Consider the following 26,450-nt stretch of genomic DNA (forward strand, 5'->3'; position numbering starts at 1 on the left):
AGGGCGCGATTGTCCCTGCTTCAGCGCCGTTCGCACACCGGGACCCTGCGGATGTCGGTTGCGCCCCTTGTCAGGCGTCATGCCACGGCCCGCGCCGCGCGGCCAGGCGCCGATTCAGAGCCAGTCGTGCAGCCGCTGTCGCGGGTCGGCCGCCGCCTGTGGCGCCACCGTGCGTCCGGCCTCCAGCAGCTTGCGCGCGATCATGTGGTCCATCGGTGCATTGGCCGACTCGACGCAGACCAGCTGATCGCCCGCGTAGTGCAGCAGCGAAAAGCCGTCGCCGCCGGCCAGCGGCCGCCGCACGCTGCGCACCGGGGGCTCGCCGGTGCCGCCCGCAGGCAGCAGGCCGCTCATCTGCAGGCGCAGCGCGCCCTGCTCGCTCCAGAACGAGGGCTGGGGCCGGTAAGGCCGCGGATCGCCGAGCAGCGTGGCGGCGGCCACCCGGGCCTGATCCTGCGCGTTCTGGATCGACTCCAGGCGCAGCGGTGAGCCGCCGTCGGCCGGGGTGCAGCGGGCACAGTCGCCGATGGCCAGGATCGCCGGATCGCTGCTGCGCAGGCAGGCGTCGACCAGCACCCCGTCGCCGCAGGCCAGGCCGGCATCCTGCGCGAGCTGGGTGCGCGGCAACGCGCCGACGCCCAGCACCAGCTGGTCGACCGGCAGGCGCCGGCCGTCGACGATGACCGCCTGCAAGCGGTGCTCGTCGTGCTCCCAGGCGCTGACCACGGCGCCCAGATGCACCTCGATGCCCTGGGCCCGGTGGTGCTGCAGTGCGTGGTCGGCCAGCGCGGGCGAGACCGAGCGCGAGAGCAGCCGCGCCCGGGTCTCGATCACCCGAACGCGACGGCCCATCAGCCGGGCCGATGCCGCGACCTCCAGGCCGATGAAGCCGCCGCCGATCACGGTCAGCTCGTCCGCGTGGGCCAGCGCGTGGCGCAGGCGTTGGGCGTCGGCCGCCTGGCGCAGCGTGTGCACGTTCTCCAGGCCGTCGTGCAGGCCGGGCAGGCGGCGCGCGCGTGCGCCGGTGGCCAGCACCAGGCGGCTCCAGGGCAGCACCCGGCCGCTGCCCAGGCGCAGGCTGCGGTGCTGACGATCGATCTGCACGGCTTCGTCGCCGGCCAGCAGCTCGACCCCGCGTTCCAGATACCAGCGCTCGGGGCGCAGCGGATTCAGGTCCAGGCGCTCGTCTCGCAGGAACTGCTTGGACAGCGGCGGCCGCTGGTACGGCGCCCAGAGCTCGTCACAGACCAGCTGCACCCCCGCGCTGGCGCCCGCATCGGCCAGAGCGGCCACGAGCTGCACGCCCGCATGGCCACCGCCGACGACGATGATCGGCGGCGGGCGGCCGGCCGCTGCGGTGGACGTCTCAGGCATCGGATGGTTCTCCTGTCACGCGGGCCGCTCACCCGTCGTGGGGATGGCGATCCGCTCCGGTCGGCAAGGGTAACGTGTCAGATGAACGGCGTCAGCCGCGGGCACGGTGTGCTCTCGGGATGGCGTCCTCAGCTCAGCCGTGCCCTGACCTCGCAGCGGATGCCGCCACCCTGACGCTCCTGCCACTGCACGTGGCCGCCGAGCACCTTGACCCGCTTGCGCACGCCGCCCAGGCCCAGTCCATGGGACCAGGTCTGAGGGTCATGGCCACGGCCATCGTCGCTGACGCCCAGCATCAGCTGGCCCCGTTCGAGTTGCAGCGACACCTCGACCTGGCTGGCCTGGGCGTGGGCGATCACGTTGTTGACCAGCTCCCGCAGCACCCGGGTGATGGCCGACCACTGCACGACGCTCAGTGTCGGATCCTGGTCGGCACTGAAGTGCCAGCGCAGCTCGCAGCCGGTGATGTGAAGGCGCTGGCTGACATCGGCCTTCCACTCGGCCGCGGCGTGGCTCAGCTGGTGCTGGCCGGCCGCCAGGCCGCGCGTGAGCGTCTTCAGATCCTGCAGCGTGTGGCGGATGTAGCCCTCGATCTCCGGATCGGGTGCCTTGTACATCAGGGTCAGCAGGCGGGCGCCGATGTCGTCGTGCAGGTCCTGCGCGATGCGGATGCGTTCCTCGTCCCGTCCCTGTTCGACGGCGTGGGCGTGGGTGACGGCGCGGCGCAGCTGCTCGATGATCCGCTCGCACAGCCGCAGCTCGTCGCGGCTGAACAGCCGCCGGCCCTGGTTCAGGTGACGCAGCACCAGCGATCCGCCGGGCGGCGCGTTGCGCACCAGGGCGGGCACCGGCACGATCATCGTCGTGCCATCGCCGACGATGCGGATGCGCAGCGCGCCGGTCGGGCTGTGCAGCAGCTCGCGCGGCTGGAACACCTCGGCCAGCAGCTGTGACAGCGGGCCGCCGGCATCTTCCGGATGGGTCTCGAGCGTGCGTGCCGCACGGTAGAGCGCATCGAACATGCGTTCGGCCCCGGGTGCATTGCCCAGCGGCAGCGGCGGCAGCCAGCGCAGCGCGGCCCACCACAGTGCGCCGGTCAGCGCCGCACCGCTGGACAGACTGGCCAACGCGATCAGCACGGGGCGCAGCGGGCCCTCGGTGATCGGGCCGGCCGCATGGGCCCACAGCCCGCTCAGGCCCAGGCCACCGAGCCAGGCGCCGGCGGCCAAGGTGAGGACCAGGGCCAGTTCACTGCGGTTGCGGGCCGAGCCGGCCAGCAGCGGAATCAGCGCGACGCACAGCCCGCACAGGACCTGCCAGGCCAGGCTCCAGCCCAGCGGCAGACCGGCGCCTCCACCGCTCGCGCCGCCCAGCAGCGTCGCGCGCAGGGCCTCGCTGCTCAGGCCCACGGCCTGCAGCAGGCCCAGTCCGGCATGGCTGATGGTGGCCAGCAGCGCCAGGCGCAGCAGCGGTGCGGCCAGCGGCGAGACGCCGGCCTGGCGGGCGCCCGCCATCAACGCCGCCGTGGCCAGCCAGCCCAGGCTGGTGAGGATCTGCACGGTCCACCAGACGCTGGCCGTCGCCTGCCAGGCCAGCAGCGCCAGACTGGCCGCGGCGGCGCCCCAGACCAGCACCAGGCGCTCACGCAGACGGGGGCTGCGTTGGGGGAAGTGCAGTGCCAGGTGCAGCACCAGCGCCAGCACCAGCAGCTCCGGCAGCCAGCGCACGGCCAGCGGCCAGCTGCCGGGCCAGGCGGTGCCGGGCAGGCCGGGCAGCCATTCGGCGGCGCTGGCGGCCAGGCTCAGGGCCTGGGCCGCGGCGATGGCGGAGAAGGCCCGGGCGGGACCGCGGGCCTGCCCGATCAGCAGGCTGCCCGCACTGGCCAGCATCAGCAGCGTCAGTCCGGCCATCACCCACGGCACGGCGCCCAGGCGGCCGAGACCACGGGGCTCGAAGGTGCGCTCGACCTGGCGACCGTCGCTCAGCAGCAGCGTCACCGGCCGGCCGTCGGCCGCGGCATCGGCCAGCCAGCGCTGGGTCTGCTGCAGGCGTTCACGGGCCTGGGGGTCGGGCGTCCAGCGCGGCGACCCTTGCCAGCGGGCCTCGGTCGCGTCGAGGCGGGCACCGTCGGCACGCGACAGGGACCGCACCGTGGCCGACCCGGACTCCAGATCGTCATGGGCCAGCGCCAGCTGGCCCTGGGCATCCACGCGCACCGGCAGCATCGGCAGGGCGGCCAGTGCCTGCAGCCACAGGCTCAGCAGGGCGGCCAGCAGCAGGGCGGCCAGCGCCAGGCGTCGGCCGCGGTGCTGCGGGCGCTGCTCCTCGGCCGGCGCACCGTCGTCGTCGCCGCCGATCAGGGCCTCGATCCAGGCCGGGGCGGACGGCAGTGGTGCCGCCGCTTGCGGGGGCAGGGTGTCCAGGGAAGGGGATGAAGTCATGCGCGCGACGGAAGCGCGGCCGGGCGTCGGCCGCCCGTGGCGCCGCGTCGGTTCAGACCAGGCCCTGCTTGGTCGCCAGCACCGCGGCTTCCGCGCGGCTGGAAACGTTGAGCTTCTTGTAGATGGACTTGATGTGGTCGTTGACCGTGAACCACTTGATGCCCATCAGGCTGGCGATCTCCTTGATCGTGAAGCCCTTGCTCAGGTAGGTCAGGACCTCGCTCTCGCGCGGGGTCAGTCGCTCGTGGTCGGGCACCTTCTCGATGGCCACCGGGGCCGTGCCGCCAGCGAGCTCGCCCGGCACCGTGAAGCCGGAGTCGCGACCCGGACCCCCATCGACGCGGCCCTGGCGGAAATGACCCAGCAGACGGCGTGCGATGGCGGGCGACAGCGGCGGCTGGCCGCGCACGATCTTCTGCAACTCCTCGACCAGCACCTCGAAGCGGTCTTCCTTCAGCAGGTAGCCGTCGGCGCCGCGCTGCAGGGCCGGGAACAGGTGGTCATCGTCCGAGTACAGCGTGGTGACGACCTTGGTCGCCGGGTACTGCGCCAGCTCCTCGAGCAGCTCCATGCCGTTGCCATCGGGCAACTCGAGATCGACGAGGATCAGCTTGAACGGGTCGACGCCGTGCAGGCCGCTCGCTCCGCCCGTCAGGCGGATCTGGTGGCGAGCGCTCTCGAGGTCACCGCATTCGGTGATCGAGATCTGGTCACTGAAGCTCTCCCGGACGACGCGGCACAGGAAGCTGCGTGCCACCGGGTTGTCTTCAAGAATGAGGACCTTGACGGCCATGTGTAGTCACCTCTCCTTGGAAGCGAATGCTAGCGTAGATGATGGGGGGAATCGTGTCCGCATCGTCCGGTGGCGCGGTGAAGGTCTGTGATCGTGGGGGTAGGGTCCGTGTGGCGGGCCGGCGGCCCGGGTGATCCGGGGGGGGGCAGCGGGCTGCCTACAATGCGCGGCATGCGCATCCTGATCGCCAATGACGACGGTTACCTCGCACCCGGTCTGGCGGCCCTGGCCGCGGCCGTCGCGGATCTCGGGCAGGTCCAGGTGATCGCGCCCGAGCAGAACGCCAGCGGCACCAGCAATGCGCTGACGCTCAACCGCCCGCTGCAGATCTTCGAGGCCGCCCCGGGGGGCGCGCAGACCGGTTTCCGCTTCGTCAACGGCACGCCGTCGGACACCGTCCACCTGGCGCTGACGGGCGTGCTCGACCAGCGGCCCGATCTGGTGCTCAGCGGCATCAACCAGGGCGCCAACATGGGCGATGACACGCTCTACAGCGGCACCGTGGCGGCCGCGATGGAGGGCTTCCTGTTCGGGGTGCCGGCGATCGCGTTCTCCCAGGTGGAAAAGGGCTGGCAGCACCTGGAGGCGGCGGCGCGCACCGCGCGGGCCCTGGTGCAGCAGTTGCTGTGCGACGGTCTGCCGGCCGAGCCCTTCCTGCTGAACGTGAACATCCCGAACCGTGCCGATGCCGACCAGCTGCCGCGCCGCGTCACCCGTCTGGGGCGCCGCCATGCCAGCTCGCCGGTGATCCGCCAGGTCAACCCGCGCGGTGAGACGATCTACTGGATCGGTCCGGCCGGTGATGCGCGCGACGCCGGCGACGGCACCGATTTCCATGCGACGTCCCAGGGTGCGGTCTCGATCACGCCGCTGCAGGTCGATCTGACCCACCATGCCGGTCTGGCCGGCTGGGCGGACCGTCTGGGCGGAGGCGCCGGGTGAGTCAGGCCGGGCGCCGGCCGCGGGCGCCGCAGGCCGGCGCCACGCCGTCGCGTGCCGAAGCGCCGCGGGCGGAGCCGGTGCGCGCGGATGCGCCACGTTTCCCGGCCAGCCTGCCCGCCGCGGGGGCGCCGGCGCGTGTGCCCGGCCCGCGCGACGGCACGCTGGTCCGGCCGCAGCAGCTGCTGCACCAGGCCGCCCGCGATGCGGTGCGGCGCCCGGTGCCCAGCGGGCTCGGGCTCGACTCACAGGCGGTGCGCGAGCGCATGGTGCGCCGTCTGCACGGCGATGGTGTCCGCCATCCGGGCGTGCTCGATGCCTTCTCCCGCGTGCCGCGGCACCTGTTCGTCGATTCCGCGCTCGCGATCCAGGCCTACGAGGACACCAGCCTGCCGATCGGCCTCGGCCAGACCATCTCCAAGCCCTCGGTCGTCGCCCGCATGCTGGAACTGGCGCTGGGCGCACCGGGGCGCGGCGCGAGTCTGGGGCGGGTGCTGGAGATCGGTACCGGCTGTGGATACCAGGCTGCGCTGCTCGCGTTGATCAGCCGGGAGCTGGTGTCGATCGAGCGTCTGGGGGCCTTGCACGCGAAGGCGCTGCGTCATCTGCAGCTCGCGGGCGTCGAGGGCGTGCATCTGCTGCATGGCGATGGTTGCCTGGGGCACGCGCCGCGGGCGCCCTATGACACCATCATCGCCGCGGCCGGAGGCGACAGTCTGCCCGAGGCCTGGTTGCAGCAACTCGCCCCGGGCGGGCGTCTGGTGGCGCCGATGCGCGCGCCGGGTTGCCAGGCGCAGGTGCTGGTCGTCGTCGACCGCACGGCCGAGGGTTTGCGCCGCAGCGAACATGAGGGCGTGCTGTTCGTGCCATTGAAGACAGGAGCCGCATGAGGCCAGAGGTGTGTGGGTTCCGCCGTGATGTTCGGGCGGACCGGGGGGCGTCGCGGGTGCCGTTCCTGACGGGATGTCTGCTGTTGGCGGGTGTGTCCTTGGTCGGATGCGCCAGCCCGGGTGCGGGTCAGGGGGCGCATGCCCCGGTCGAGGAGCGGGTGGCCGCTGCGCGCAAGGCGCCGCCGCGTCCGGCGCGGCCGACGCCGCCGCCGGTCCGGCCCGTCGATCCGGCCGTGGATGGTGCGGTGCCGGGTTCGGCGACGGGGGCGGCCCCCGCTGCTGCCGGCGAGGCGCGGCCCCCGCGCGGCATCGAGAACCTGGGCCAGCCCGGCCACCACCAGGTGCAGTCCGGTGAGACGCTGATCCGCATCGCCCAGCTCTACGGCCAGAACTGGCGCAACCTCGTGCGCTGGAACCAGATCGACAACCCCGACCGCATCGAGGTCGGTGACGTGCTGCGCGTGGTTCCGCCGGGCGGTGAAGTGCTGGTGCCGGGCGCACGGGTGGCGGCCAGCCGGCCCGTCACGGGCGCGGGTGCGGCTGGTGGTGCCGGTGGGCCCGCCGCGACCCCGGCCCGGGTGCCGAGTACGCCAGGTGTGTCGGGTGCGCCGGCTGTCGCGGGCGCCGCCGCTCCGGCAACGGGCGACGGCCCGGCGCCGGGCGTCGGTCGGCCGGCTTCTTCCGCTGCGTCAGGTGCCGCCGCGTCGGCGGGGCCGCTCACATCCGCGGCCGCCGCATCGGCGCCGGCGGCCCCGTCCGCTCATCCGGGTGGCGCGGCCGCGGCCAGCGCGCCGGTCCAGCCGTCGCGGGCCGAGCCCCCGGCCTCGGCCCCGGCCGAGTCGGATCTCGCCTGGTCCTGGCCGGTGGCCGGCCGGCCCTCGACCCGGTTCGAGGAGGGCCGCTCGCGCGGCATCCAGATCCCGGGCGATGCCGGCGATGCGGTGCTGGCGGCCGCCGACGGCCGGGTCATCTACGCCGGTGATGCGCTGCGCGGCTACGGCAACCTGGTCATCATCAAGCACAACGCGCGCTTCATCAGCGCCTACGGCCACAACCGCAAGCTGCTGGTCACGCAGGACATGGTGGTGCGTCGCGGCCAGAAGATCGCCGAGATGGGCTCGGTCGACGCCGATGCCGTGGTGCTGCATTTCGAGGTGCGCCGCGACGGCAAGCCGGTCGATCCGCTGGGTGTGCTGCCGGCGCGCTGAAGGCTCGGGCCGGACGTCGGCCGCGGCGCCCGGATAATCCGCGGCATGACGACAGAACAGGATTGGCTGACGGTCGACTCGCTCGACCTCGAAGCCCAGGGCGTGGCGCGCAACGCCGAAGGCAAGGTGGTGTTCATCGAGGGCGCGCTGCCCGGTGAACGGGTGCGGGTGCAGGTCGGGCGGCGCAAGAACGCCTGGGAGCAGGGCACGCTGACCGAGATCGGTCGCGAGAGTCCGCTGCGCGTGACCCCGGGCTGTGCGCATTTCGGTCTGCATGCCGGGGCTTGCGGGGGCTGCAAGATGCAGCACCTGGAGGCTTCGGCCCAGGTCGCGATCAAGCAGCGCGTGCTGGAGGACAACCTGCGGCATCTGGCCGGTGATCTGCGCCCTGAGCGGCTGCTGCGCCCGATCGAGGGGCCGACCTGGGGTTACCGCTACCGTGCGCGGTTGTCGGTGCGCTACGTCGCCAAGAAGGGCGTGGTGCTGGTCGGCTTCCATGAGCGCAAGAGCCGTTACGTGGCCGACATGCAGGCCTGTCCGGTGCTCCCGCCGCAGGTCAGTGCGCTGCTGCTGCCGCTGCGGGCGCTGATCGGCGGCATGGACCAGCGCGACCGCCTGCCGCAGATCGAGCTGGCCATCGGCGAGACCGACGGCCAGCGCGTGACCGCCCTGGTGCTGCGTCATCTGGAGCCACTGACCGAGGCCGATCAGGCGCGCCTGCGGGCCTTCGCCGTCGAGCACGGCGTGCAGTGGTGGCTGCAGCCCAAGGGGCCGGACACGGTGCATCTGCTGGATGCCGGCGGGCCCGAGCTGGCCTACGGCCTGCCGGAATTCGGCATCGTGATGCCGTTCAAGCCGACCGACTTCACCCAGGTCAACCACCACATCAACAACGTGCTGGTCGGCCGGGCGGTGCGCCTGCTCGATCCGCAGCCCGACGAGCGGGTCATCGACTGGTTCTGTGGTCTGGGCAACTTCACGCTGCCGCTGGCCACCCGCTGCCGCGAGGTGCTGGGCATCGAGGGCAGCGAGACGCTGGTCGAGCGCTCGCGCCAGAACGCGGCCCGCAACGGGCTGTCGGACAAGGCGAGCTTCGCCGCGCGCAACCTGTTCGAGCTGGGGCCGGACGATGTGGTGGCCTATGGCCAGGCCACACGCTGGCTGATCGATCCGCCGCGGGAAGGCGCCTTCGCGCTCGCCAAGGCCTTGGCTGATCTCCATGCGGCCCCGCGCGAAGGCTGGACGCCGCCGCAGCGCATCGTCTACGTCAGCTGCAACCCGGCGACGCTGGCGCGCGATGCCGGGCTGCTGGTGCATCAGGCCGGCTACCGCTGCGTGTCGGCGGGCGCGGTCAACATGTTCCCGCACACGGCCCACGTCGAGAGCATGGCGGTGTTCGAGCGCGCCTGAGGGCGCCGCGATGGCCGCTGGCATGGGCAGCGGCGCCTGGTCGGCCCTGGCCTTGCCCACGGTCTGTGCAGCGCTGCAGGCGCGGACCGGTTCACACTGCGGGTTTTCCAGGCTGACGCGGCCCTGACGACAGGAGGGGCCGCGTCGCCGGCCGGCCGCTCCCGTCGCGCGCCGGCACCCTCCGACCCGTGCACCTGCGAACCTTCATGAAGACCCGTCCCCTGCTGACCCTCGACGACATCAAGACCATCGCCGCCGCTGCCGAGCGCGAGGCGCTGGCCAACGGCTGGGCCGTGACCATCGCCATCTGTGACGACGGTGGCCATCTGCTGTGGCTGCAGCGCCTGGATGGCGCGGCGCCGGTCTCGGCCCACATCGCGCCGGCCAAGGCCCACACCGCGGCCCTCGGCCGCCGTGAGAGCCGGCTCTACGAGGAGATGATCAACCAGGGCCGCGTGTCCTTCCTCAGCGTGCCCACGCTGCAGGCCACGCTCGAGGGCGGCGTGCCGATCGTCGTCGACGGCCACTGCATCGGTGCCGTCGGCGTCAGTGGCGTGAAGTCCTCCGAGGATGCCCAGATCGCCCGCGCCGGTATCGTCGCACTGACCGCCGCCTGACCGGGTCGCGGAAGGCCGGGTGGGGCGCTGCGTTATACTTCGACGGTTTACCCGCCAACACCGCAACCTGGCGTGGGTTCCGATCGTCCGGTCTGATCCGGCACCAGCCGGTGCCGTCGTGCAGGGGCGAATCGGGATCACGTCGGCCCTGCGCCGCCTTCCCTCGTGTTCCGTCGTGGAGGGCGATGCAGCCGTCGCGCTCGACACCGTCGATGCCGTGACACCCTTCCAGCGCCCTGCTCTGCAGGGCGTTTGCACACCGTGCCGGCCTTCAGGCCCACGTGCGTCGACCGGAAGGCGAGGCCCTGGCGCCCAGGCTTGCGCGCGACTTCCGGAGCTTACCTTTGCTGCCAGTTCTGCCCCCCGCCATCCTCGCACTCGCAGACGGCTCGGTCTTCCAGGGCACCTCGATCGGTGCGGCCGGTCAGACCGTCGGTGAGGTGGTGTTCAACACCGCCCTGACCGGCTATCAGGAAATCCTGACCGACCCGAGCTACAGCCGCCAGATCGTCACCCTGACGTATCCGCACATCGGCAGCTACGGCGTCAGTGACGAGGATGTCGAGGCCGGACGCGTCTACGCCGCCGGCCTGATCGTCAAGGACGTGCCGGCCCGCCTGTCGAACTTCCGCTCGAGCGCCTCGCTGCCCGACTATCTGGCGCGCGAGGGCACGGTGGCCATCGCCGGCCTCGACACCCGTCGCCTGACCCGTCTGCTGCGCACGACCGGTGCGCAGAACGGCTGCATCACCACCTTCGCCGCCGGCCACGTCGTGACCGACGCCGACATCGCCGCGGCCATCGCCCAGGCCCAGGCCGCGCCGAGCATGGCCGGCCAGGATCTGGCGCAGGTCGTCACCACCGCCGAGCCGCACGTCTGGACCGAGACCGAGTGGCAGCTGGGCACGGGCCTGGGCACGCTGGCCGAGTCCGACGTGAAGTACCACGTCGTCGCCTATGACTTCGGCGTCAAGCGCAACATCCTGCGCATGCTGGCCAGCCGCGGCTGCAAGGTCACCGTCGTGCCGGCCAAGACCCCGGCCGCCGAGGTGCTCAAGCACCAGCCCGACGGCATCTTCCTGTCCAACGGCCCGGGCGACCCGCAGCCCTGCGACTACGCGATCGCCGCCGCCGCCGAGCTGATCGAGACCGGCATCCCGACCTTCGGCATCTGCCTGGGTCACCAGATCATGGCGCTGGCCTCCGGCGCCAAGACCTTCAAGATGAAGTTCGGCCACCACGGCGCGAACCATCCGGTCAAGGATCTGGACAACGGTCGCGTGTCGATCACCAGCCAGAACCATGGCTTCGCGGTCGATGCCGCGACGCTGCCGGCCCAGCTGCGGGCCACGCACGTCAGCCTGTTCGACGGCACGCTGCAGGGCCTGGCCCGCACCGACAAGCCGGCCTTCTGCTTCCAGGGCCACCCGGAAGCCTCGCCCGGCCCGCACGACATCGCCTACCTGTTCGACCGCTTCACGGCGCTGATGGCCCAACACGTGGCCGCTCGCAAGAACGCCTGAGAACGGAAGCGGAGAAGAAGAATGCCCAAGCGTACTGATCTGAAGAGCATCCTCATCATCGGCGCCGGCCCGATCATCATCGGCCAGGCCTGCGAGTTCGACTATTCCGGCGCCCAGGCCTGCAAGGCGCTGCGCCAGGAGGGCTACAAGGTCATCCTGGTCAACTCGAACCCGGCGACGATCATGACGGACCCGGACACGGCCGACGTCACCTACATCGAGCCCATCACCTGGCAGGTGGTCGAGAAGATCATCGCCAAGGAGCGCCCGGACGCGGTGCTGCCCACCATGGGCGGCCAGACCGCGCTGAACTGCGCGCTCGACCTGCACAAGCACGGCGTGCTGGCCAAGTACGGCGTCGAGATGATCGGTGCCAACGAGCACGCGATCGAGAAGGCCGAAGACCGCCTGAAGTTCAAGGACGCGATGACCAAGATCGGTCTCGGGTCGGCCAAGTCGGGCATCGCGCACACGCTGGAAGAAGCCTGGGCCGTGCAGAAGGCCATCCAGGCCGAGATCGGCGGCACCGGTTTCCCGATGGTCATCCGCCCCAGCTTCACGCTGGGCGGCACCGGGGGCGGCATCGCCTACAACCCGGAGGAGTTCGAGGAGATCTGCAAGCGCGGCATCGATCTGAGCCCCACCAACGAGCTGCTGATCGAGGAGTCGCTCATTGGTTGGAAGGAGTACGAGATGGAAGTGGTCCGCGACAAGGCGGACAACTGCATCATCGTCTGCTCGATCGAGAACCTGGACCCGATGGGCATCCACACCGGTGACTCGATCACCGTGGCGCCGTCGCAGACCTTGACCGACAAGGAATACCAGCTGCTGCGCAACGCCTCGATCGCCATCCTGCGCGAGATCGGCGTGGACACCGGCGGCTCGAACGTGCAGTTCTCGATCAACCCGGCCGACGGCCGCATGGTCGTCATCGAGATGAATCCGCGTGTGTCGCGGTCGTCGGCCCTGGCCTCCAAGGCCACCGGCTTCCCGATCGCCAAGATCGCCGCCAAGCTGGCGGTGGGCTACACGCTGGACGAGCTGAAGAACGACATCACCGGCGGCGCGACGCCGGCGTCCTTCGAACCCTCGATCGACTACGTGGTCACCAAGATCCCGCGTTTCGCCTTCGAGAAGTTCCCGGCCGCTGATCCGCACCTGACCACGCAGATGAAGTCGGTGGGTGAGGTGATGGCCATGGGTCGCACCTTCCAGGAGTCGTTCCAGAAGGCGCTGCGCGGCCTGGAGACCGGCATCGACGGCCTGACCGAGCGGTCGACCGACCGCGACGAGATCGTCGAGGAGATCGGCGAGCCCGGCCCCGAGCGCATCCTGTTCGTCGGCGATGCCTTCCGCATCGGCATGACGCTCGACGAGATCCACGAGGAGACCGCGATCGACCCGTGGTTCCTCGCGCAGATCGAGGACATCATCCGCACCGAAGGCCAGCTCAAGGGCCGCACGGTCGAGAGCCTGAATGCCGCCGAATGGCGCTACCTGAAGCAGAAGGGCTTCAGCGACAAGCGTCTGGGCAAGCTGCTGGGCAGCAACCAGCACGATGTGCGCCGCGCGCGTCGGGCCGCGGGTGTGCGTCCGGTCTACAAGCGGGTGGACACCTGCGCGGCCGAGTTCGCCACGCAGACCGCCTACCTGTACAGCTGCTACGAGACCGTGGACGGCGAGTGCGAGGCCGAGCCGACCGACAAGAAGAAGATCATGGTGCTGGGCGGTGGCCCGAACCGCATCGGCCAGGGCATCGAGTTCGACTACTGCTGCGTCCACGCCGCCCTCGCCATGCGCGAGGACGGCTACGAGACCATCATGGTCAACTGCAACCCCGAGACCGTGTCGACCGACTACGACACCTCGGACCGCCTGTACTTCGAGCCGGTGACGCTGGAAGACGTGCTGGAGATCGTCGACAAGGAAAAGCCGGTCGGCGTGATCGTGCAGTACGGCGGCCAGACACCGCTGAAGCTGGCGCTGGACCTGGAAGCCAACGGCGTGCCCATCATCGGCACCACGCCGGATTCCATCGACATCGCCGAGGACCGCGAGCGCTTCCAGCAGCTGCTGCACACGCTCGCCCTGAAGCAGCCGCCCAACCGCACCGCCCGCACCGAAGAGCAGGCCATGGTGCTGGCCAACGAGATCGGCTACCCGCTGGTGGTGCGCCCGAGCTACGTGCTGGGCGGCCGCGCGATGGAGATCGTGCACGGCGACAAGGACCTCGAGCGCTACATGCGCGAGGCCGTGCGCGTGTCCGACAAGTCGCCGGTGCTGCTGGACCGCTTCCTGGACGACGCCGTCGAGGTCGACGTCGACTGCATCAGCGATGGCGTCGACGTGATGATCGGCGGCATCATGGAGCACATCGAACAGGCGGGCGTCCACTCGGGCGACTCGGCCTGCTCGCTGCCGCCCTACACGCTGAGCGCCGTGCTGCAGGACGAGCTGCGCCGCCAGACCGCGCTGATGGCCAAGGCCCTCAAGGTGGTCGGCCTGATGAACGTGCAGTTCGCGGTGCAGGGTGACGTGACCGGCGGGCCCGAGGCCTGGACGGTCTACGTGCTGGAGGTCAATCCGCGTGCCTCGCGCACGGTGCCCTACGTCAGCAAGGCCACCGGCCAGCAACTGGCCAAGATCGCCGCCCGCTGCATGGCGGGCCAGAAGCTGGTCGACCAGAAGAGCCGCGATGGCAAGGCCCCGCGCGAGGTCGTGCCGCCGTACTTCTCGGTCAAGGAAGCCGTCTTCCCGTTCAACAAGTTCCCGGGCGTGGACCCCATCCTCGGCCCGGAGATGCGCTCGACCGGTGAAGTGATGGGCGCCGGCGCCACCTTCGGCGAGGCCATGCTCAAGAGCCAGCTGGGTGCGGGTTCGCGCCTGCCGGCCGCCGGCACCGTGGTCATCAGCGTGAAGAACGGCGACAAGGCCCGTGCCGTGGCCGTGGCGCAGGATCTGCACGCCCTCGGCTTCCAGGTCGTCGCCACCAAGGGCACGGCCGTGGCCATCGCGGCGGCCGGCGTGCCGGTCAAGACCGTCAACAAGGTCAAGGACGGCCGCCCGCACATCGCCGACATGGTCAAGGGCGGCGAGATCCAGCTGGTGTTCACGACCGTCGACGAGACCCGCACCGCGATCGCTGACAGCCGCTACATCCGCACGGCCGCGCTCGCCAACCGCGTCACCTACTACACGACGATGGCGGGCTGTGAAGCGGCGACCGAGGCGCTCAAGCACCAGGCCGGTCTGACGGTGCGCAGCCTGCAGGAACTGCACGGCGAACTGGCTTAAACTCCGCGCCCGATCCGCGTTCCGCCGCCTTTGCCTCCGGGTTCCGCCCGGGGGTCAAGCGCGGCGGAACTGTTTTTCGGCGGTCCGTGCGCGTGATCTGCGCCATGCGGGCCGCCCTGCAACCGAACCCTAACGACAGGAGGCCGTGACATGGCCACCATTCCGCTGACCAAGCGTGGCGCCGAGGCGCTGAAGGCCGAACTGCACCGTCTGAAGACGGTCGAGCGCCATGCCGTGATCCAGGCCATCGCCGAAGCCCGTGCCCAGGGTGACCTGTCCGAGAACGCCGAGTACGAGGCCGCCAAGGACAAGCAGGGCTTCATCGAGGGGCGGATCCTCGAGGTCGAAGGCAAGCTGGCGGCCGCGCAGATCATCGATCCGTCCACGCTGGACGCCGGCGGCCGTGTGGTGTTCGGCGCGACGGTCGATCTCGAGGAAGAGGCCAGCGGCCAGCAGGTCACCTACCAGATCGTCGGGGATGACGAGGCGGACCTGAAGCAGGGGCGCATCTCCATCAGCAGCCCGATCGCCCGCGCCATGATCGGCAAGGAGGCCGGTGACGTGGCGGATGTCCAGGCGCCCGGCGGCGTCAAGCGCTGGGAAATCGTCGAGGTCCGCTACATCTGAGCGCCTGCCGGGCCCGCGGTCGTCGGCACGGGCCGTTGGGGTCCGTGTGGACGCGGGGCTCGGCCTTCCCTCGGTCTTCCATCCGCCCAGGAGATCTCCGTCGATGAACGAAGTCCACCGACCGGTGATGCCGCCGTCACGATGGGCCCGGGTCGTGCGGTTGGCGCCCGCTGTCTGGGCCGGGGTGCTGTTGTGCGTGGCCCTGATCGCGACGCCCGCGCCCTTCGCCACCTTGCCGCGGGCCCAGGCCGGCGCGGTGGTCGCCCACATCTTCGTGCGCGAAGCGTGGGGCGGCCTGATGCTGGCGCTGATGTTGCTGGCCTGGGCGCGCCGTCGGGCCCGTGATGCGGCCGAGGCGGGCACGGGCTCCCAGTTCAGCGGCGAGATGGTGCTGCTGCTGGGAACGGTCTTTCTGACCGTGCTCGGCTATTTCGCCTTGCAGCCGATGCTGCCGGCAGCCCGCGCAGGGCAGGGCCCTTTCAGCTTCGGGCAGCTGCATGCCTTCAGCAGTCTGTGCTTCGCGCTCAAGACCCTGCTGTGGCTGGTGCTGGCCTGGCGTGTGGCGGACCGGGGCTGAACCGTCCGGTCGCGCTCACCTGCAGGCCCTGTTCACCTGGGGCCGGGCACGGGCCCGGCCGCGGTGAGCGCCAGGCCAGATTCAGTCCTGGACCTTCTTCTTGACGCTGGTCGGCTTCGGTCGCGAGCGCTTGACCAGACCGCCCTTGGTCACCCGCTCGTTGCCGAGCACCTTGACGGTCTTGATCGTCGGCCGGCCGGTGCCGTTCTTGCTGTATTTGAGGATCTTGACCACGCGTGGCGCGGCGCTGCGGTCCTCGCCGGGCTCCTTGAGCTTCTCGGGGATCGGCCGCCAGAGCACCAGCAGCTTGCCGATGTGCTGGACCGGCGCTGCGTCGAGCTGCTCGGCCAGGGTCGCCAGCAGCGCTTCGCGCGCCGTGCGGTCGTCCGAGAACACCCGCAGCTTGATCAGGCCATGGGCCTTGAGCGCGGCATCGGTTTCCTTGAGCACCGCAGGGGTCAGTCCCTCGGCGCCGATCATCACCACCGGATCGAGGTGATGGGCTTCTCCCCGCTTGTCCTTGCGTTGGGCGGGTGTCAATTGAATCGCTGGCATCGCCGTATTATCCCCTGTTGAACCGGACACACCCATGAAGACCCAGACCAAGAGCAAGAAGGTCAACAAGGCCTGGCTGAACGACCACGTCCACGACCCCTACGTGCGTCTCGCGCAGAAGGAAGGCTACCGCGCCCGAGCGGCCTACAAGCTCAAGGAAATCGACGAGACGCTGGGGCTGGTGCGCCCGGGTCAGGTCGTCGTCGATCTCGGCAGCTGTCCTGGTGCCTGGAGCCAGTATCTGCGCCGTCGCTTCGCCCCGAAGCAGGCGGGCGTGGGGGGCGCTGCGGTCGGTGAGCTGCAAGGCACCATCATCGCGCTGGACCTGCTGCCGATGGAAGCCATCGAAGGCGTGCAGTTCATCCAGGGCGACATGCGCGAGGATGGCGTCCTGGCCGAGCTGGAGGCCGCGGTCGGCGGTCGGCCGCTGGACCTGGTGGTCTCGGACATGGCGCCCAACCTGTCCGGGGTGGAGGTGACCGATGCCGCCCGCATCGCGCATCTGATCGAACTGGCGTTGGACTTCGCCCAGCAGCACCTGAAGGCCGATGGTGCGCTGGTGGCCAAGGTCTTCCACGGCAGCGGCTACAGCCAGCTGGTCGAGGCCTTCAAGCGGCAGTTCCGTGTGGTCAAGGCGATCAAGCCCAAGGCCTCGCGTGACCGTTCGTCCGAGACCTTTCTGGTCGGCATCGGCCTGCGTCAGTCGCCGTCGCGCTGAGCTGCGGCCTCCTGGCGCGCCCACGGACGGAACCCGCGGCCTTGCGCTGCATCGAAAGGGCCGATGAAACCCCTCTCATGGACGCATGTCCCCTCAGGAGTCACGGCACTTGACTCGACTAGAATCGCCACCATCTACCGTGGAACCCGATGGGTACGGGCGGCTACCTGCCGCCGCCATGCGGGTCGGGACTGGCTAAAGGAGCCGCGGTGAACAATCAATGGTTCTCGAAGGTCGCTGTCTGGCTCGTGATCGCACTCGTGCTGTTCACGGTGTTCAAGCAGTTCGACCGCGGAGTGACCTCGGGCTCTCAGATCGGCTATTCCGACTTTCTCGAGGAGGTGCGTGCCAAGCGCATCAAGCAGGTCACGCTGCAGGAAGGCAATGGCGGCACCGAGATCATCGCGCTGACCAACGATGACAAGCGCATCCGGTCGACCGCGACCTATCTGGACCGCGGTCTGGTCGGCGATCTGATCAACAGCGGCGTCAAGTTCGACGTCCGTGGCCGCGAAGAGCCTTCGCTGCTGGTCAGTCTGCTGGTCAGCTGGGGCCCGATGCTGCTGTTGATCGGCGTCTGGGTGTACTTCATGCGCCAGATGCAGGGCGGCGGCAAGGGCGGGGCGTTCAGCTTCGGCAAGAGCAAGGCCCGCATGCTGGACGAGGCCAACAACTCGACCACCTTCGCCGACGTCGCGGGTTGCGACGAGGCCAAGGAAGAGGTCAAGGAACTGGTCGACTTCCTGAAGGACCCGCAGAAGTTCCAGAAGCTGGGCGGTCGCATCCCGCGCGGCGTGCTGCTGGTCGGCCCTCCGGGTACCGGCAAGACGCTGCTGGCCAAGGCCATCGCCGGTGAAGCCAAGGTGCCGTTCTTCAGCATCTCGGGCTCCGATTTCGTCGAGATGTTCGTCGGCGTGGGCGCGGCCCGCGTGCGCGACATGTTCGAGCAGGCCAAGAAGAGCGCCCCCTGCATCATCTTCGTCGATGAAATCGATGCGGTCGGTCGTCATCGGGGCGCAGGCCTGGGCGGCGGCAACGACGAGCGCGAGCAGACCCTCAACCAGATGCTGGTCGAGATGGACGGCTTCGAGACCAATCTCGGCGTGATCGTGATGGCGGCCACCAACCGGCCCGACATCCTCGACCCGGCGCTGCTGCGTCCCGGCCGCTTCGACCGTCAGGTCTACGTCACGCTGCCGGACGTGCGTGGCCGCGAGCAGATCCTGAACGTGCACATGCGCAAGGTGCCGGTCGGCCAGGACATCAAGGCCGACATCCTGGCCCGCGGCACGCCGGGCTTCTCGGGTGCCGACCTGGCCAACCTCGTCAACGAGGCCGCGCTGTTCGCTGCCCGCCGCAACGGCCGGGTCGTCGAGATGGTCGACTTCGAGCGCGCCAAGGACAAGATCATGATGGGCCCCGAGCGGAAGTCCATGATCATGCCCGAGGAGGAGCGCAAGAACACCGCCTATCACGAAGCGGGTCACGCCCTGGTGGCGCGCATGCTGCCCAAGACCGATCCGGTGCACAAGGTCACCATCATCCCGCGTGGCCGTGCGCTGGGGGTGACGATGCAGCTGCCTGAAGGCGACCGCTACAGCATGGACAAGGGCCGCATGCTCTCGACCATCTCGGTGCTCTTCGGTGGCCGCATCGCCGAGGAGGTCTTCATGGACCAGATGACCACCGGTGCCAGCAACGACTTCGAGCGTGCGACCCAGATCGCCCGCGACATGGTCACCCGTTACGGCATGACCGACGAGCTCGGCCCGATGGTCTATGCGGAGAACGAGGGCGAAGTCTTCCTCGGCCGCTCGGTCACCAAGACGACCAACATGTCGGAAGAGACGATGCGCAAGGTCGACCAGGTTGTCCGCCGCATCATCGACGAGCAGTACGGCGTGGCCCGCAAGCTGATCGAGGACAACCAGGACAAGATGCACGCGATGGCCAAGGCGCTGCTGGACTGGGAGACCATCGACGGCGAGCAGATCGAGGACATCATGTCCGGCAAGCCGCCGCGTCCGCCCAAGGACTGGACGCCGGGTGTCGCCGCCCGCAGCAGCAGCAGCGGTGACGGCAGCAGTGGCGCCGTCGGCGATGGGGCGCCGGCCACGGCGGCCTGACGCAGAGGGTCGGAGGCGGGCGCTCTGAAGCCCGCCGTTCGACGTCACGGCCGCTTCTGCCGGGCCGTACACGACCTGTCGGCGCCACGTTTCTTCCCGGAACGTGGCGCCGTCGTCTTTTCCGGGCCCTGGCCTGTTCCTCCCATCCTGCGCCATGAGTCTCTGCTGGCAGACCCGTCGTTTCTTCCTCGATCTCTCCGCCCGGCCCCTGGTCATGGGCATCGTCAACGTGACGCCGGATTCGTTCTCGGATGGCGGTCGCCATGACGAGGCGGACGCCGCCCTGCGGCACTGTGAACAGCTGCTGCGTGATGGCGCCGACATCCTGGACATCGGCGGCGAATCCACCCGACCGGGCGCCCGCATTCCCGATGCCGACGAGGAACTGCGGCGGGTACTGCCGGTCGTGCGGGGGGCGGTGACGCTGGGTGTTCCGGTGTCGGTCGATACCAGCAGTCCGGCCGTCATGCGGGCGGTGCTGGACGCCGGTGCCGACATCATCAATGACGTGCGCGCGCTGCAGCGCGAGGGTGCGGTCGAGGCCGTCGCGGCCCACGCGCAGGCCGGCGTCTGCCTGATGCACATGCGCGGCGAGCCGGCCACGATGCAGCAGTTCACCGACTACGACGATGTGGTTCACGCGGTCCGGGACTTTCTGCGCGAACGCGTCGCCTTGCTGCAGGCCGGTGGCGTGTCAAAGGACCGCATCGTGTTGGACCCCGGCATCGGTTTCGCGAAGACGCCGGAACACAATTGGGTCCTGATGCAGCGCCAGCGCGAGTTGCTGGTCGATGGCGTGCCGCTGCTGGCGGGCTGGAGCCGCAAGTCCAGCCTCGGGCTGCTGACCGGGCGATCTGTCGGTGAGCGCCTGGTGCCCAGCGTGGCGGCCGCACTGGCGGCGGTGCAGCACGGCGCGCGCATCGTGCGCGTGCACGATGTGCGCGAGACGGTCGATGCGTTCAAGGTCTGGGCCGCGTCCGGTCTGGCCGCAGTCCGCTGAGACCCGTCAGAAGAGGTGAACGAGAGGGGCCGACCACGCGTGCGTGGCTGGACATGGATGGACGGACGCGGGCCGGTGGTCGAGAAGACCCGGGCCCGTGGACCGGGGAAGGCCGGCCAGGACCGGCGGCAGTGGAACACACGACGATGGCACGACGCTATTTCGGCACCGATGGGGTGCGCGGCACGGTGGGGCAGTCCCCGATCACGCCTGATTTCATGATGCGGCTGGGTCATGCGGTCGGCCGGGTCCTTCGGCGCGAGTCGCCCCAGGCTCGCCGTACGGTGCTGATCGGCAAGGACACGCGCATCTCCGGCTACATGATCGAGTCGGCGCTGGAGGCGGGTTTCGCGTCGGCGGGCGTCGACACGCTGCTGACCGGTCCATTGCCCACACCCGGCGTCGCCTATCTGACGCGCGCCCTGCGGCTGGACCTGGGTCTGGTGATCAGCGCCTCGCACAACCCGTTTGCGGACAATGGCGTCAAGTTCTTCTCCGCGCGGGGCGAGAAGCTGCCCGATGACTGGGAAGTGGCGGTCGAGCAGGCGCTGGAGGATGCCCCCCAGTGGGTCGATGCCGCCGGGCTCGGCAAGGCGCGGCGCCTGAACGACGCCTCGGGCCGCTACCTCGAGTTCTGCAAGAGCACGGTCGACAAGGACATGTCGCTGCGCGGGCTGAAGCTGGTGATCGATGCGGCACACGGCGCGGCGTACCACATCGCGCCGGACGTCTTCCACGAGCTGGGCGCTGACGTCAGCACCATCGGTTGTCATCCGGACGGCCTGAACATCAACGCCGGCGTCGGCGCCACCGCGCCGCAGGCGCTGGTCGACGCCGTCAAGGCTCAGGGTGCCGACTACGGTGTGGCCCTCGACGGCGATGCCGATCGCCTGCAGCTGGTCGATCGCGAAGGTCGGCTCTACAACGGCGATGAGCTGCTCTACGTGATGGTGCGGGATCGCCTCGCCCAGGGTCAGGCCGTCCCCGGCGCCGTGGGCACCTTGATGACCAACGAGGCGGTCGTGGCGGCGCTGCGCGCGCGCGATGTCGAGCTGGTGCGGGCCAAGGTCGGCGACCGCTACGTGCTGGAGGAGCTGCAGGCCCGTGGCTGGCTGCTCGGTGGCGAGGGCTCCGGCCATCTGCTGGCGCTGGACAAGCACACGACCGGCGACGGCATCGTCAGCGCGCTGCAGGTGCTGCAGGCCGTGCAGCGGGCCGGCACCAGTCTGGCCGGACTGCTCGCGGACGTGCGTCTGTTTCCGCAGACGCTGCTGGCCGTCCGCCTGCCCAGCCTCGCGGGCTGGCAGGACAACCCTCACCTGGCCGAGGCCACCGCGGTCGCCCGCGAGCGCCTGGGCTCCCTGGGGCGTGTCCTGATCCGCGCGTCGGGCACCGAGCCGGTGCTGCGCGTGATGGTCGAGGCCGAGGATGGCGAGCTGGGCCGCACGCTGGCCCAGCAACTGGCCGAGGCCGCCCGCCGCTGACCCGCATCACCGCGTCCACCCGGGCCGCCCCTGCCGTTGATGACGGCGCGGGCGGCTTTTTTGTCAATATGACACCGCGACGATTGTGTGACAGCCCCGTCACGGCCTTGTCACACAGGCTGCCTACAGTCCGCAGCGGACGACGGGGTGCGCAGTTGCACCCTGCGTTCTCTTCCTGAACAGCACTTCAAGGTGAATCTCATGCAGATGGTGTGGCGCGCAGCGGCAGTGGCGGCAGCTCTGATCTCGACGACGGCCTGGGCCCAGGATGTCACCGGTGCCGGCGCGACGTTCCCGGCGCCCCTGTATGCCAAGTGGGCCGATGCCTACAACAAGGCCACGGGTGCCCGCATCAACTACCAGTCGGTCGGCTCGGGCGCCGGCATCCGCCAGATCAAGGCCAAGACGGTGGACTTCGGTGCGTCGGACATGCCGCTCAAGGACGACGAACTGGCCAAGGACGGCCTGCTGCAGTTCCCGGCCGCCATCGGCGGCGTGGTGCCGGTGGTCAACATCAAGGGCATCCAGCCCGGCCAGATCAAGCTGACCGGTCAGGTTCTGGGCGACATCTACCTCGGCAAGATCGTCAAGTGGAACGATCCGGCGCTGACCGCGCTGAACCCCGGCGTGCCGCTGCCTGATGCCGACATCCAGGTCGTGCGCCGTGCCGACGGCTCGGGCACCACCTTCATCTTCACCAACTACCTGTCGAAGGTGAATGCCGAGTGGAAGGCCAAGGTCGGTGAGAACACCGCCGTGAACTGGCCGATCGGCGCGGGTGGCAAGGGCAACGAGGGCGTCGCCGCCTTCGTGCAGCGCCTGCCCAACGCCATCGGCTATGTCGAGTACGCCTACGTCAAGCAGAACAAGATGACGTACGTGCAGATGCGCAACAAGGATGGCGTCTACGTTCATCCGAGCGACAGCGCCTTCAAGGCCGCGGCCGCCGGTGCGGACTGGAACAAGTCCTTCTACCAGGTCACGACCGAGCAGCCGGGCAAGGACGCCTGGCCGATGACCAACCCGACCTACATCCTGATGTACAAGGTGCAGGACAAGCCGGCGAGCGCCAGCAACGCGCTGAAGTTCTTCGACTGGGCCTACGCCAGCGGCGACAAGATGGCCGACGATCTGGATTACGTGCCGCTGCCTGATGGCGTCAAGGCCCTGGTGCGCAAGCAGTGGGCCGAGCAGATCAAGGACGCCGCCGGCAAGCCGGTCCCGTTCAAGTGATCTGCTGACCACCTGACCGTCGAACCTGCCGGCGTCCGAGGACGCCGGCTCTGGGGGACCCCCTGATGTCTCAGCTCTCGTCATCTCCGCGTCGTCGGGTCGCCCCCTGGGCGGACTCGGTGTTCGCCTTCCTGACCCACGGTTCCGCCTGGCTGACGCTCAGCCTGCTGGTGGGCATCGTCGCTTCTCTGCTGGTCGGTGCGATGCCGGCCATCCGCGAGTTCGGTCTGGGTTTCCTGACCTCGACCGAATGGGATCCGGTGCAGGAACGCTTCGGCGGCCTGGTGATGATCTACGGCACGTTGATGAGCTCGCTGATCGCGCTCGTCATCGCCGTGCCGGTGAGCTTCGGCATCGCGCTGTTCCTCACCGAGCTGTCGCCGAAGTGGCTGAAGCGGCCGCTGGGCATCGCGGTCGAACTGCTGGCCGCCGTGCCGTCCATCGTCTACGGCATGTGGGGCCTGCTGGTGTTCGGTCCGATCCTGGCCGAGTACGTGCAGCAGCCGCTGCAGCGCATGACGCGCGGCGTGCCCGTGCTCGAGGCGCTGTTCTCCGGCCCGCCGGTGGGCATCGGCCTGCTGTCGGCCGGCATCATCCTGGCGATCATGATCATCCCGTTCATCGCGTCGGTGATGCGCGATGTCTTCGAGGTCACGCCGCCCATGCTCAAGGAGTCCGCCTACGGGCTGGGCTCGACCACCTGGGAGGTGGTCAGCCGCGTCGTGCTGCCCTACACCAAGGCCGGCGTCATCGGCGGCATCATGCTCGGCCTGGGCCGTGCACTCGGCGAGACCATGGCGGTCACCTTCGTCATCGGCAACTTCAACCAGCTGGAGTCGCTGTCGGTGTTCGAGGCGGCCAACAGCATCGCCTCGTCGCTGGCCAACGAGTTCGCCGAGGCGGGTGAGGGCCTGCATCAGGCCTCGCTGATCTATCTCGGTCTGGTGCTGTTCTTCATCACCTTCGTGGTCCTGTCCCTGTCCAAGCTCTTGCTGTCGCGCTTGAAGAAAGCCGAAGGAGCACGCTCGTGAACACCGCCGCCATGCCTTCGTCTTCCGTCCAGGTCGCCGACCAGGCCTCACGCGCTGCGCTGCAGGCCCGTCGCGAGGCGCGTTACCGTCGGCGCAAGATCACCAACCGCATCGCGTTGACGATGTCGCTGCTGGCGATGGTCTTCGGCGTGTTCTGGCTGGTCTGGATCCTGTTCGAGACGGTGCGTCTGGGTGCCGACGGCCTGAGTCTGGCGGTGTTCACCGAGATGACGCCGCCGCCGCAGGCCGAGACCGGGGGGCTGTCCAACGCGATCGCCGGCTCGCTGATGATGGTCGGGCTGGCCACGCTGGTCGGCACCCCGATCGGCGTGCTGGCCGGCATCTACCTGGCCGAGTATGGCCAGCGCTCGTGGCTCGGCCACGCGGTGCGCTTCATCAACGACATCCTGCTGTCGGCGCCGTCCATCGTCGTCGGCCTGTTCATCTACTCGGCCTATGTCGCCCGGGTGGGCACGTTCTCGGGTCTGGCCGGCGTGCTGGCGCTGGCCTTGATCGTCATCCCGGTGGTCATCCGCACGACCGAGAACATGCTCAGCCTGGTGCCCAACGCGCTGCGCGAGGCCGCCTACGCCCTCGGTACGCCGAAGTGGAAGGTCATCTCGTCGGTCACGCTGAAGGCCGCCCGTGCCGGCGTGATCACCGGCATCCTGCTGGCGGTCGCGCGCATCTCCGGTGAGACCGCACCGCTGCTGTTCACCGCGCTGTCCAACCAGTTCTGGACCAGCAACCTGGGCGAGCCGATGGCCAGCCTGCCGGTGACGATCTTCAAGTTCGCGATGAGCCCGTACGAGAACTGGCAGAAACTGGCCTGGGCCGGTGTCTTCCTGATCACGATCGGCGTGCTCGCCATCAACATCATCGCGCGCACCTTCCTGCGCAATAAGCATTGAGCCGCGGCGCGACCCGCCCCACGGTTCCACCTGTCCCGACCCGCCCGAGGCCCGACATGGACGCACGCGTCGAATCCCCGATCACCGAGAAGGCCAAGATCTCGGTCCGTGACCTGAACTTCTACTACGGGGGCTTCCACGCCCTCAAGCACATCAACCTGGACCTGCCCGAGAACAAGGTCACGGCCTTCATCGGGCCGTCGGGCTGCGGCAAGAGCACGCTGCTGCGCACCTTCAACCGCATGTTCGAGCTCTACCCGGAGCAGCGGGCCGAAGGCGAGATCCTGGTGGATGGCGAGAACATCCTCAACAGCAAGCTCGACGTCAGCCTGATCCGCGCCAAGGTCGGCATGGTGTTCCAGAAGCCCACGCCGTTCCCGATGTCGATCTACGACAACATCGCCTTCGGCGTGCGTCTGTTCGAGACCCTGAACCGGCCCGAGATGGACGAACGGGTGGAGTGGGCGCTGAAGAAGGCCGCGCTGTGGACCGAGGTCAAGGACAAGCTCGACCAGAGTGGCTCCGGCCTGTCCGGTGGCCAGCAGCAGCGCCTGTGCATCGCCCGCGGCATCGCGATCAAGCCCGAGGTGCTGCTGCTCGACGAGCCTTGCTCGGCGCTGGACCCGATCTCCACCGGCAAGATCGAGGAGCTCATCACCGAGCTCAAGGACGACTACACCGTGGTCATCGTCACCCACAACATGCAGCAGGCCGCGCGGTGCAGCGACTACACGGCCTACATGTACCTGGGTGACCTGATCGAGTTCGGCAAGACCTCCGACCTGTTCACCAAGCCCAAGCGCAAGGACACCGAGGACTACATCACCGGTCGTTTCGGCTGAGTGGCCCGGTCCCATCTGTCCCAACTTCCCGACACAGGAGTCTCGCCCCATGGCCGACAAGCATCTGTCCTCGCAGTTCGATGCGGAGCTCTCCGGCATCTCCACCCGCGTGCTCGAGATGGGCGGGCTGGTCGAATCCCAGGTCGCGCAGGCCGTGCACGCGCTGTCGAACTTCAGCGGCGAGGTCGCGTCCTCCGTGCTCAAGCAGGAGGAGCGCGTCAACGCGATGGAGATCGAGATCGACCGTGATCTGTCGTCGATCATCGCCCGTCGCCAGCCGACCGCGCGCGATCTGCGCCTGCTGATCGCCGTCAGCAAGACCATCGGCAATCTCGAGCGCATCGGTGACGAGGCCGCGCGCATCGCCCGCACCGTGCAGCGTCTGCTGAACTCGGGTGTGTCCAGCCGCATGCGTCTGCCGGTGGCCGATCTGTCCTTCGAATGCGAGCTGGCGACGGCTCAGTTGCGCAAGGCACTGGACGCCTTCGCCCGCCTGGACACCGATGCCGCGGTCGACGTGCTCAAGCACGACAACCAGATCGACCAGGAGTTCGATGGTCTGATGCGCAAGCTGATCACCTACATGATGGAAGATCCGCGCACCATCTCGTCGGCCATCGACCTGGTCTTCGTCGCCAAGGCCATCGAACGGGTCGGTGATCATGCCAAGAACCTGGCGGAGGCGATCATCTACATCGTCAAGGGCACGGACGTGCGCCACAACCCGGTCGACGAGGTCGAGAACCTCGTGCGCTGAGACCGCACGGCCACCGCCTGCCGGCATCCGGCGGACCTGATGGTTCGCGGGTGCCGGTTCTTGGTGCCCTCATTTGAAGTATTAGCGAAGCGGATTC

At 69.3% G+C, this 26,450-nt stretch carries 22 protein-coding genes; 18 read left to right on the forward strand and 4 right to left on the reverse strand.

The window, feature by feature from the left end; all coding sequences use genetic code 11:
* Window positions 1–114: 114 nt before the first annotated feature.
* From AACH11_RS14535 to AACH11_RS14545, 3 genes are all read right to left on the reverse strand, one after another.
* Window positions 115–1,374 carry an NAD(P)/FAD-dependent oxidoreductase gene (locus tag AACH11_RS14535; RefSeq protein WP_341374964.1) on the reverse strand — a complete coding sequence of 420 codons (1,260 nt, stop codon included), beginning with the start codon at window positions 1,372–1,374 and terminating at the stop codon, window positions 115–117.
* 128 nt (window positions 1,375–1,502) lie between these two features.
* Window positions 1,503–3,815 (reverse strand): sensor histidine kinase, encoded by a 2,313-nt coding sequence (locus AACH11_RS14540; protein WP_341374965.1) that lies wholly within the window; start codon window positions 3,813–3,815, stop codon window positions 1,503–1,505.
* Window positions 3,816–3,867: 52 nt separating this feature from the next.
* Window positions 3,868–4,608 (reverse strand): LuxR C-terminal-related transcriptional regulator, encoded by a 741-nt coding sequence (locus AACH11_RS14545; RefSeq protein WP_341374966.1) that lies wholly within the window; start codon window positions 4,606–4,608, stop codon window positions 3,868–3,870.
* 171 nt (window positions 4,609–4,779) lie between these two features.
* On the opposite strand from AACH11_RS14545, the gene surE reads away from it, so the two are divergent.
* From surE to AACH11_RS14590, 9 genes are all read left to right on the forward strand, one after another.
* Entirely contained in the window at window positions 4,780–5,550 is a 771-nt protein-coding gene (surE, locus tag AACH11_RS14550) for a 5'/3'-nucleotidase SurE (RefSeq protein WP_341374967.1), read from the forward strand.
* A gap of 77 nt (window positions 5,551–5,627) precedes the next feature.
* Window positions 5,628–6,437 (forward strand): protein-L-isoaspartate(D-aspartate) O-methyltransferase, encoded by an 810-nt coding sequence (locus tag AACH11_RS14555; RefSeq protein WP_423228752.1) that lies wholly within the window; start codon window positions 5,628–5,630, stop codon window positions 6,435–6,437.
* A 158-nt stretch (window positions 6,438–6,595) separates the two neighbouring features.
* The gene (locus AACH11_RS14560) at window positions 6,596–7,645 is read left to right on the forward strand and encodes a peptidoglycan DD-metalloendopeptidase family protein (RefSeq protein WP_341374968.1); all 1,050 of its coding nucleotides are present in this window, start codon (window positions 6,596–6,598) and stop codon (window positions 7,643–7,645) included.
* Between the two features lie 45 nt (window positions 7,646–7,690).
* Entirely contained in the window at window positions 7,691–9,055 is a 1,365-nt protein-coding gene (rlmD, locus tag AACH11_RS14565; RefSeq protein WP_341374969.1) for a 23S rRNA (uracil(1939)-C(5))-methyltransferase RlmD, read from the forward strand.
* A gap of 206 nt (window positions 9,056–9,261) precedes the next feature.
* Complete coding sequence (locus AACH11_RS14570; protein ID WP_341374970.1) at window positions 9,262–9,672, forward strand: GlcG/HbpS family heme-binding protein; 411 nt, start codon at window positions 9,262–9,264, stop codon at window positions 9,670–9,672.
* Window positions 9,673–10,016: 344 nt separating this feature from the next.
* Window positions 10,017–11,195: a glutamine-hydrolyzing carbamoyl-phosphate synthase small subunit gene (carA, locus tag AACH11_RS14575; protein ID WP_341374971.1), complete on the forward strand. Its 1,179-nt coding sequence runs from the start codon at window positions 10,017–10,019 to the stop codon at window positions 11,193–11,195.
* Window positions 11,196–11,216: 21 nt separating this feature from the next.
* Window positions 11,217–14,492 carry a carbamoyl-phosphate synthase large subunit gene (carB, locus tag AACH11_RS14580; protein ID WP_341374972.1) on the forward strand — a complete coding sequence of 1,092 codons (3,276 nt, stop codon included), beginning with the start codon at window positions 11,217–11,219 and terminating at the stop codon, window positions 14,490–14,492.
* Window positions 14,493–14,642: 150 nt separating this feature from the next.
* Entirely contained in the window at window positions 14,643–15,119 is a 477-nt protein-coding gene (greA, locus tag AACH11_RS14585; RefSeq protein ID WP_341374973.1) for a transcription elongation factor GreA, read from the forward strand.
* A gap of 103 nt (window positions 15,120–15,222) precedes the next feature.
* Window positions 15,223–15,696, forward strand: coding sequence for a DUF4149 domain-containing protein (locus tag AACH11_RS14590; RefSeq protein WP_341374974.1), 474 nt, complete (start codon window positions 15,223–15,225; stop codon window positions 15,694–15,696).
* An 81-nt stretch (window positions 15,697–15,777) separates the two neighbouring features.
* Here the strand turns inward: AACH11_RS14590 and AACH11_RS14595 are convergent, their stop codons facing one another.
* Complete coding sequence (locus AACH11_RS14595; RefSeq protein ID WP_341374975.1) at window positions 15,778–16,251, reverse strand: YhbY family RNA-binding protein; 474 nt, start codon at window positions 16,249–16,251, stop codon at window positions 15,778–15,780.
* A 34-nt stretch (window positions 16,252–16,285) separates the two neighbouring features.
* Between AACH11_RS14595 and AACH11_RS14600 the strand changes: the two genes are divergently transcribed.
* The 9 genes from AACH11_RS14600 to phoU all read left to right on the forward strand — a co-directional run bounded on the left by AACH11_RS14600 (window position 16,286) and on the right by phoU (window position 26,353).
* Window positions 16,286–16,969, forward strand: coding sequence for an RlmE family RNA methyltransferase (locus AACH11_RS14600; RefSeq protein ID WP_341374976.1), 684 nt, complete (start codon window positions 16,286–16,288; stop codon window positions 16,967–16,969).
* A 209-nt stretch (window positions 16,970–17,178) separates the two neighbouring features.
* A complete protein-coding gene (ftsH, locus tag AACH11_RS14605) occupies window positions 17,179–19,095 on the forward strand; it encodes an ATP-dependent zinc metalloprotease FtsH (RefSeq protein WP_341374977.1) in 1,917 nt (638 codons plus the stop codon).
* 154 nt (window positions 19,096–19,249) lie between these two features.
* Complete coding sequence (gene folP, locus AACH11_RS14610) at window positions 19,250–20,095, forward strand: dihydropteroate synthase (protein ID WP_341375122.1); 846 nt, start codon at window positions 19,250–19,252, stop codon at window positions 20,093–20,095.
* Between the two features lie 146 nt (window positions 20,096–20,241).
* Window positions 20,242–21,579, forward strand: a complete 1,338-nt coding sequence (gene glmM, locus AACH11_RS14615) for a phosphoglucosamine mutase (protein ID WP_341374978.1) — start codon at window positions 20,242–20,244, stop codon at window positions 21,577–21,579.
* A 201-nt stretch (window positions 21,580–21,780) separates the two neighbouring features.
* Window positions 21,781–22,812, forward strand: coding sequence for a phosphate ABC transporter substrate-binding protein PstS (gene pstS / locus AACH11_RS14620; protein ID WP_341375123.1), 1,032 nt, complete (start codon window positions 21,781–21,783; stop codon window positions 22,810–22,812).
* A 65-nt stretch (window positions 22,813–22,877) separates the two neighbouring features.
* Window positions 22,878–23,843: a phosphate ABC transporter permease subunit PstC gene (gene pstC, locus AACH11_RS14625; RefSeq protein ID WP_341374979.1), complete on the forward strand. Its 966-nt coding sequence runs from the start codon at window positions 22,878–22,880 to the stop codon at window positions 23,841–23,843.
* Window positions 23,844–23,854: 11 nt separating this feature from the next.
* Entirely contained in the window at window positions 23,855–24,754 is a 900-nt protein-coding gene (gene pstA / locus AACH11_RS14630; protein ID WP_341375124.1) for a phosphate ABC transporter permease PstA, read from the forward strand.
* A 56-nt stretch (window positions 24,755–24,810) separates the two neighbouring features.
* Window positions 24,811–25,596: a phosphate ABC transporter ATP-binding protein PstB gene (gene pstB / locus AACH11_RS14635; protein WP_341374980.1), complete on the forward strand. Its 786-nt coding sequence runs from the start codon at window positions 24,811–24,813 to the stop codon at window positions 25,594–25,596.
* 49 nt (window positions 25,597–25,645) lie between these two features.
* Window positions 25,646–26,353 carry a phosphate signaling complex protein PhoU gene (gene phoU, locus AACH11_RS14640; RefSeq protein ID WP_341374981.1) on the forward strand — a complete coding sequence of 236 codons (708 nt, stop codon included), beginning with the start codon at window positions 25,646–25,648 and terminating at the stop codon, window positions 26,351–26,353.
* The last annotated feature ends 97 nt before the right edge of the window (window positions 26,354–26,450 follow it).

The organism is Pseudaquabacterium rugosum (genome assembly GCF_038066575.1).
In the GTDB taxonomy this organism is placed as follows: Bacteria; Pseudomonadota; Gammaproteobacteria; order Burkholderiales; family Burkholderiaceae_C; genus Pseudaquabacterium; species Pseudaquabacterium rugosum.

Bases quoted from the DNA above. Each gene is read 5' to 3' on its own strand.
- phoU (WP_341374981.1), top strand. From the start codon at position 25,646: ATGGCCGACAAGCATCTGTCCTCGCAGTTCGATGCGGAGCTCTCCGGC.
- carB (WP_341374972.1), top strand. From the start codon at position 11,217: ATGCCCAAGCGTACTGATCTGAAGAGCATCCTCATCATCGGCGCCGGC.
- surE (WP_341374967.1), top strand. From the start codon at position 4,780: ATGCGCATCCTGATCGCCAATGACGACGGTTACCTCGCACCCGGTCTG.
- AACH11_RS14570 (WP_341374970.1), top strand. From the start codon at position 9,262: ATGAAGACCCGTCCCCTGCTGACCCTCGACGACATCAAGACCATCGCC.
- pstC (WP_341374979.1), top strand. From the start codon at position 22,878: ATGTCTCAGCTCTCGTCATCTCCGCGTCGTCGGGTCGCCCCCTGGGCG.
- glmM (WP_341374978.1), top strand. From the start codon at position 20,242: ATGGCACGACGCTATTTCGGCACCGATGGGGTGCGCGGCACGGTGGGG.
- greA (WP_341374973.1), top strand. From the start codon at position 14,643: ATGGCCACCATTCCGCTGACCAAGCGTGGCGCCGAGGCGCTGAAGGCC.
- pstS (WP_341375123.1), top strand. From the start codon at position 21,781: ATGCAGATGGTGTGGCGCGCAGCGGCAGTGGCGGCAGCTCTGATCTCG.
- AACH11_RS14540 (WP_341374965.1), bottom strand. From the start codon at position 3,815: ATGACTTCATCCCCTTCCCTGGACACCCTGCCCCCGCAAGCGGCGGCA.
- pstB (WP_341374980.1), top strand. From the start codon at position 24,811: ATGGACGCACGCGTCGAATCCCCGATCACCGAGAAGGCCAAGATCTCG.
- AACH11_RS14595 (WP_341374975.1), bottom strand. From the start codon at position 16,251: ATGCCAGCGATTCAATTGACACCCGCCCAACGCAAGGACAAGCGGGGA.
- AACH11_RS14590 (WP_341374974.1), top strand. From the start codon at position 15,223: ATGAACGAAGTCCACCGACCGGTGATGCCGCCGTCACGATGGGCCCGG.
- pstA (WP_341375124.1), top strand. From the start codon at position 23,855: ATGCCTTCGTCTTCCGTCCAGGTCGCCGACCAGGCCTCACGCGCTGCG.
- AACH11_RS14600 (WP_341374976.1), top strand. From the start codon at position 16,286: ATGAAGACCCAGACCAAGAGCAAGAAGGTCAACAAGGCCTGGCTGAAC.
- folP (WP_341375122.1), top strand. From the start codon at position 19,250: ATGAGTCTCTGCTGGCAGACCCGTCGTTTCTTCCTCGATCTCTCCGCC.
- rlmD (WP_341374969.1), top strand. From the start codon at position 7,691: ATGACGACAGAACAGGATTGGCTGACGGTCGACTCGCTCGACCTCGAA.
- AACH11_RS14535 (WP_341374964.1), bottom strand. From the start codon at position 1,374: ATGCCTGAGACGTCCACCGCAGCGGCCGGCCGCCCGCCGCCGATCATC.
- AACH11_RS14545 (WP_341374966.1), bottom strand. From the start codon at position 4,608: ATGGCCGTCAAGGTCCTCATTCTTGAAGACAACCCGGTGGCACGCAGC.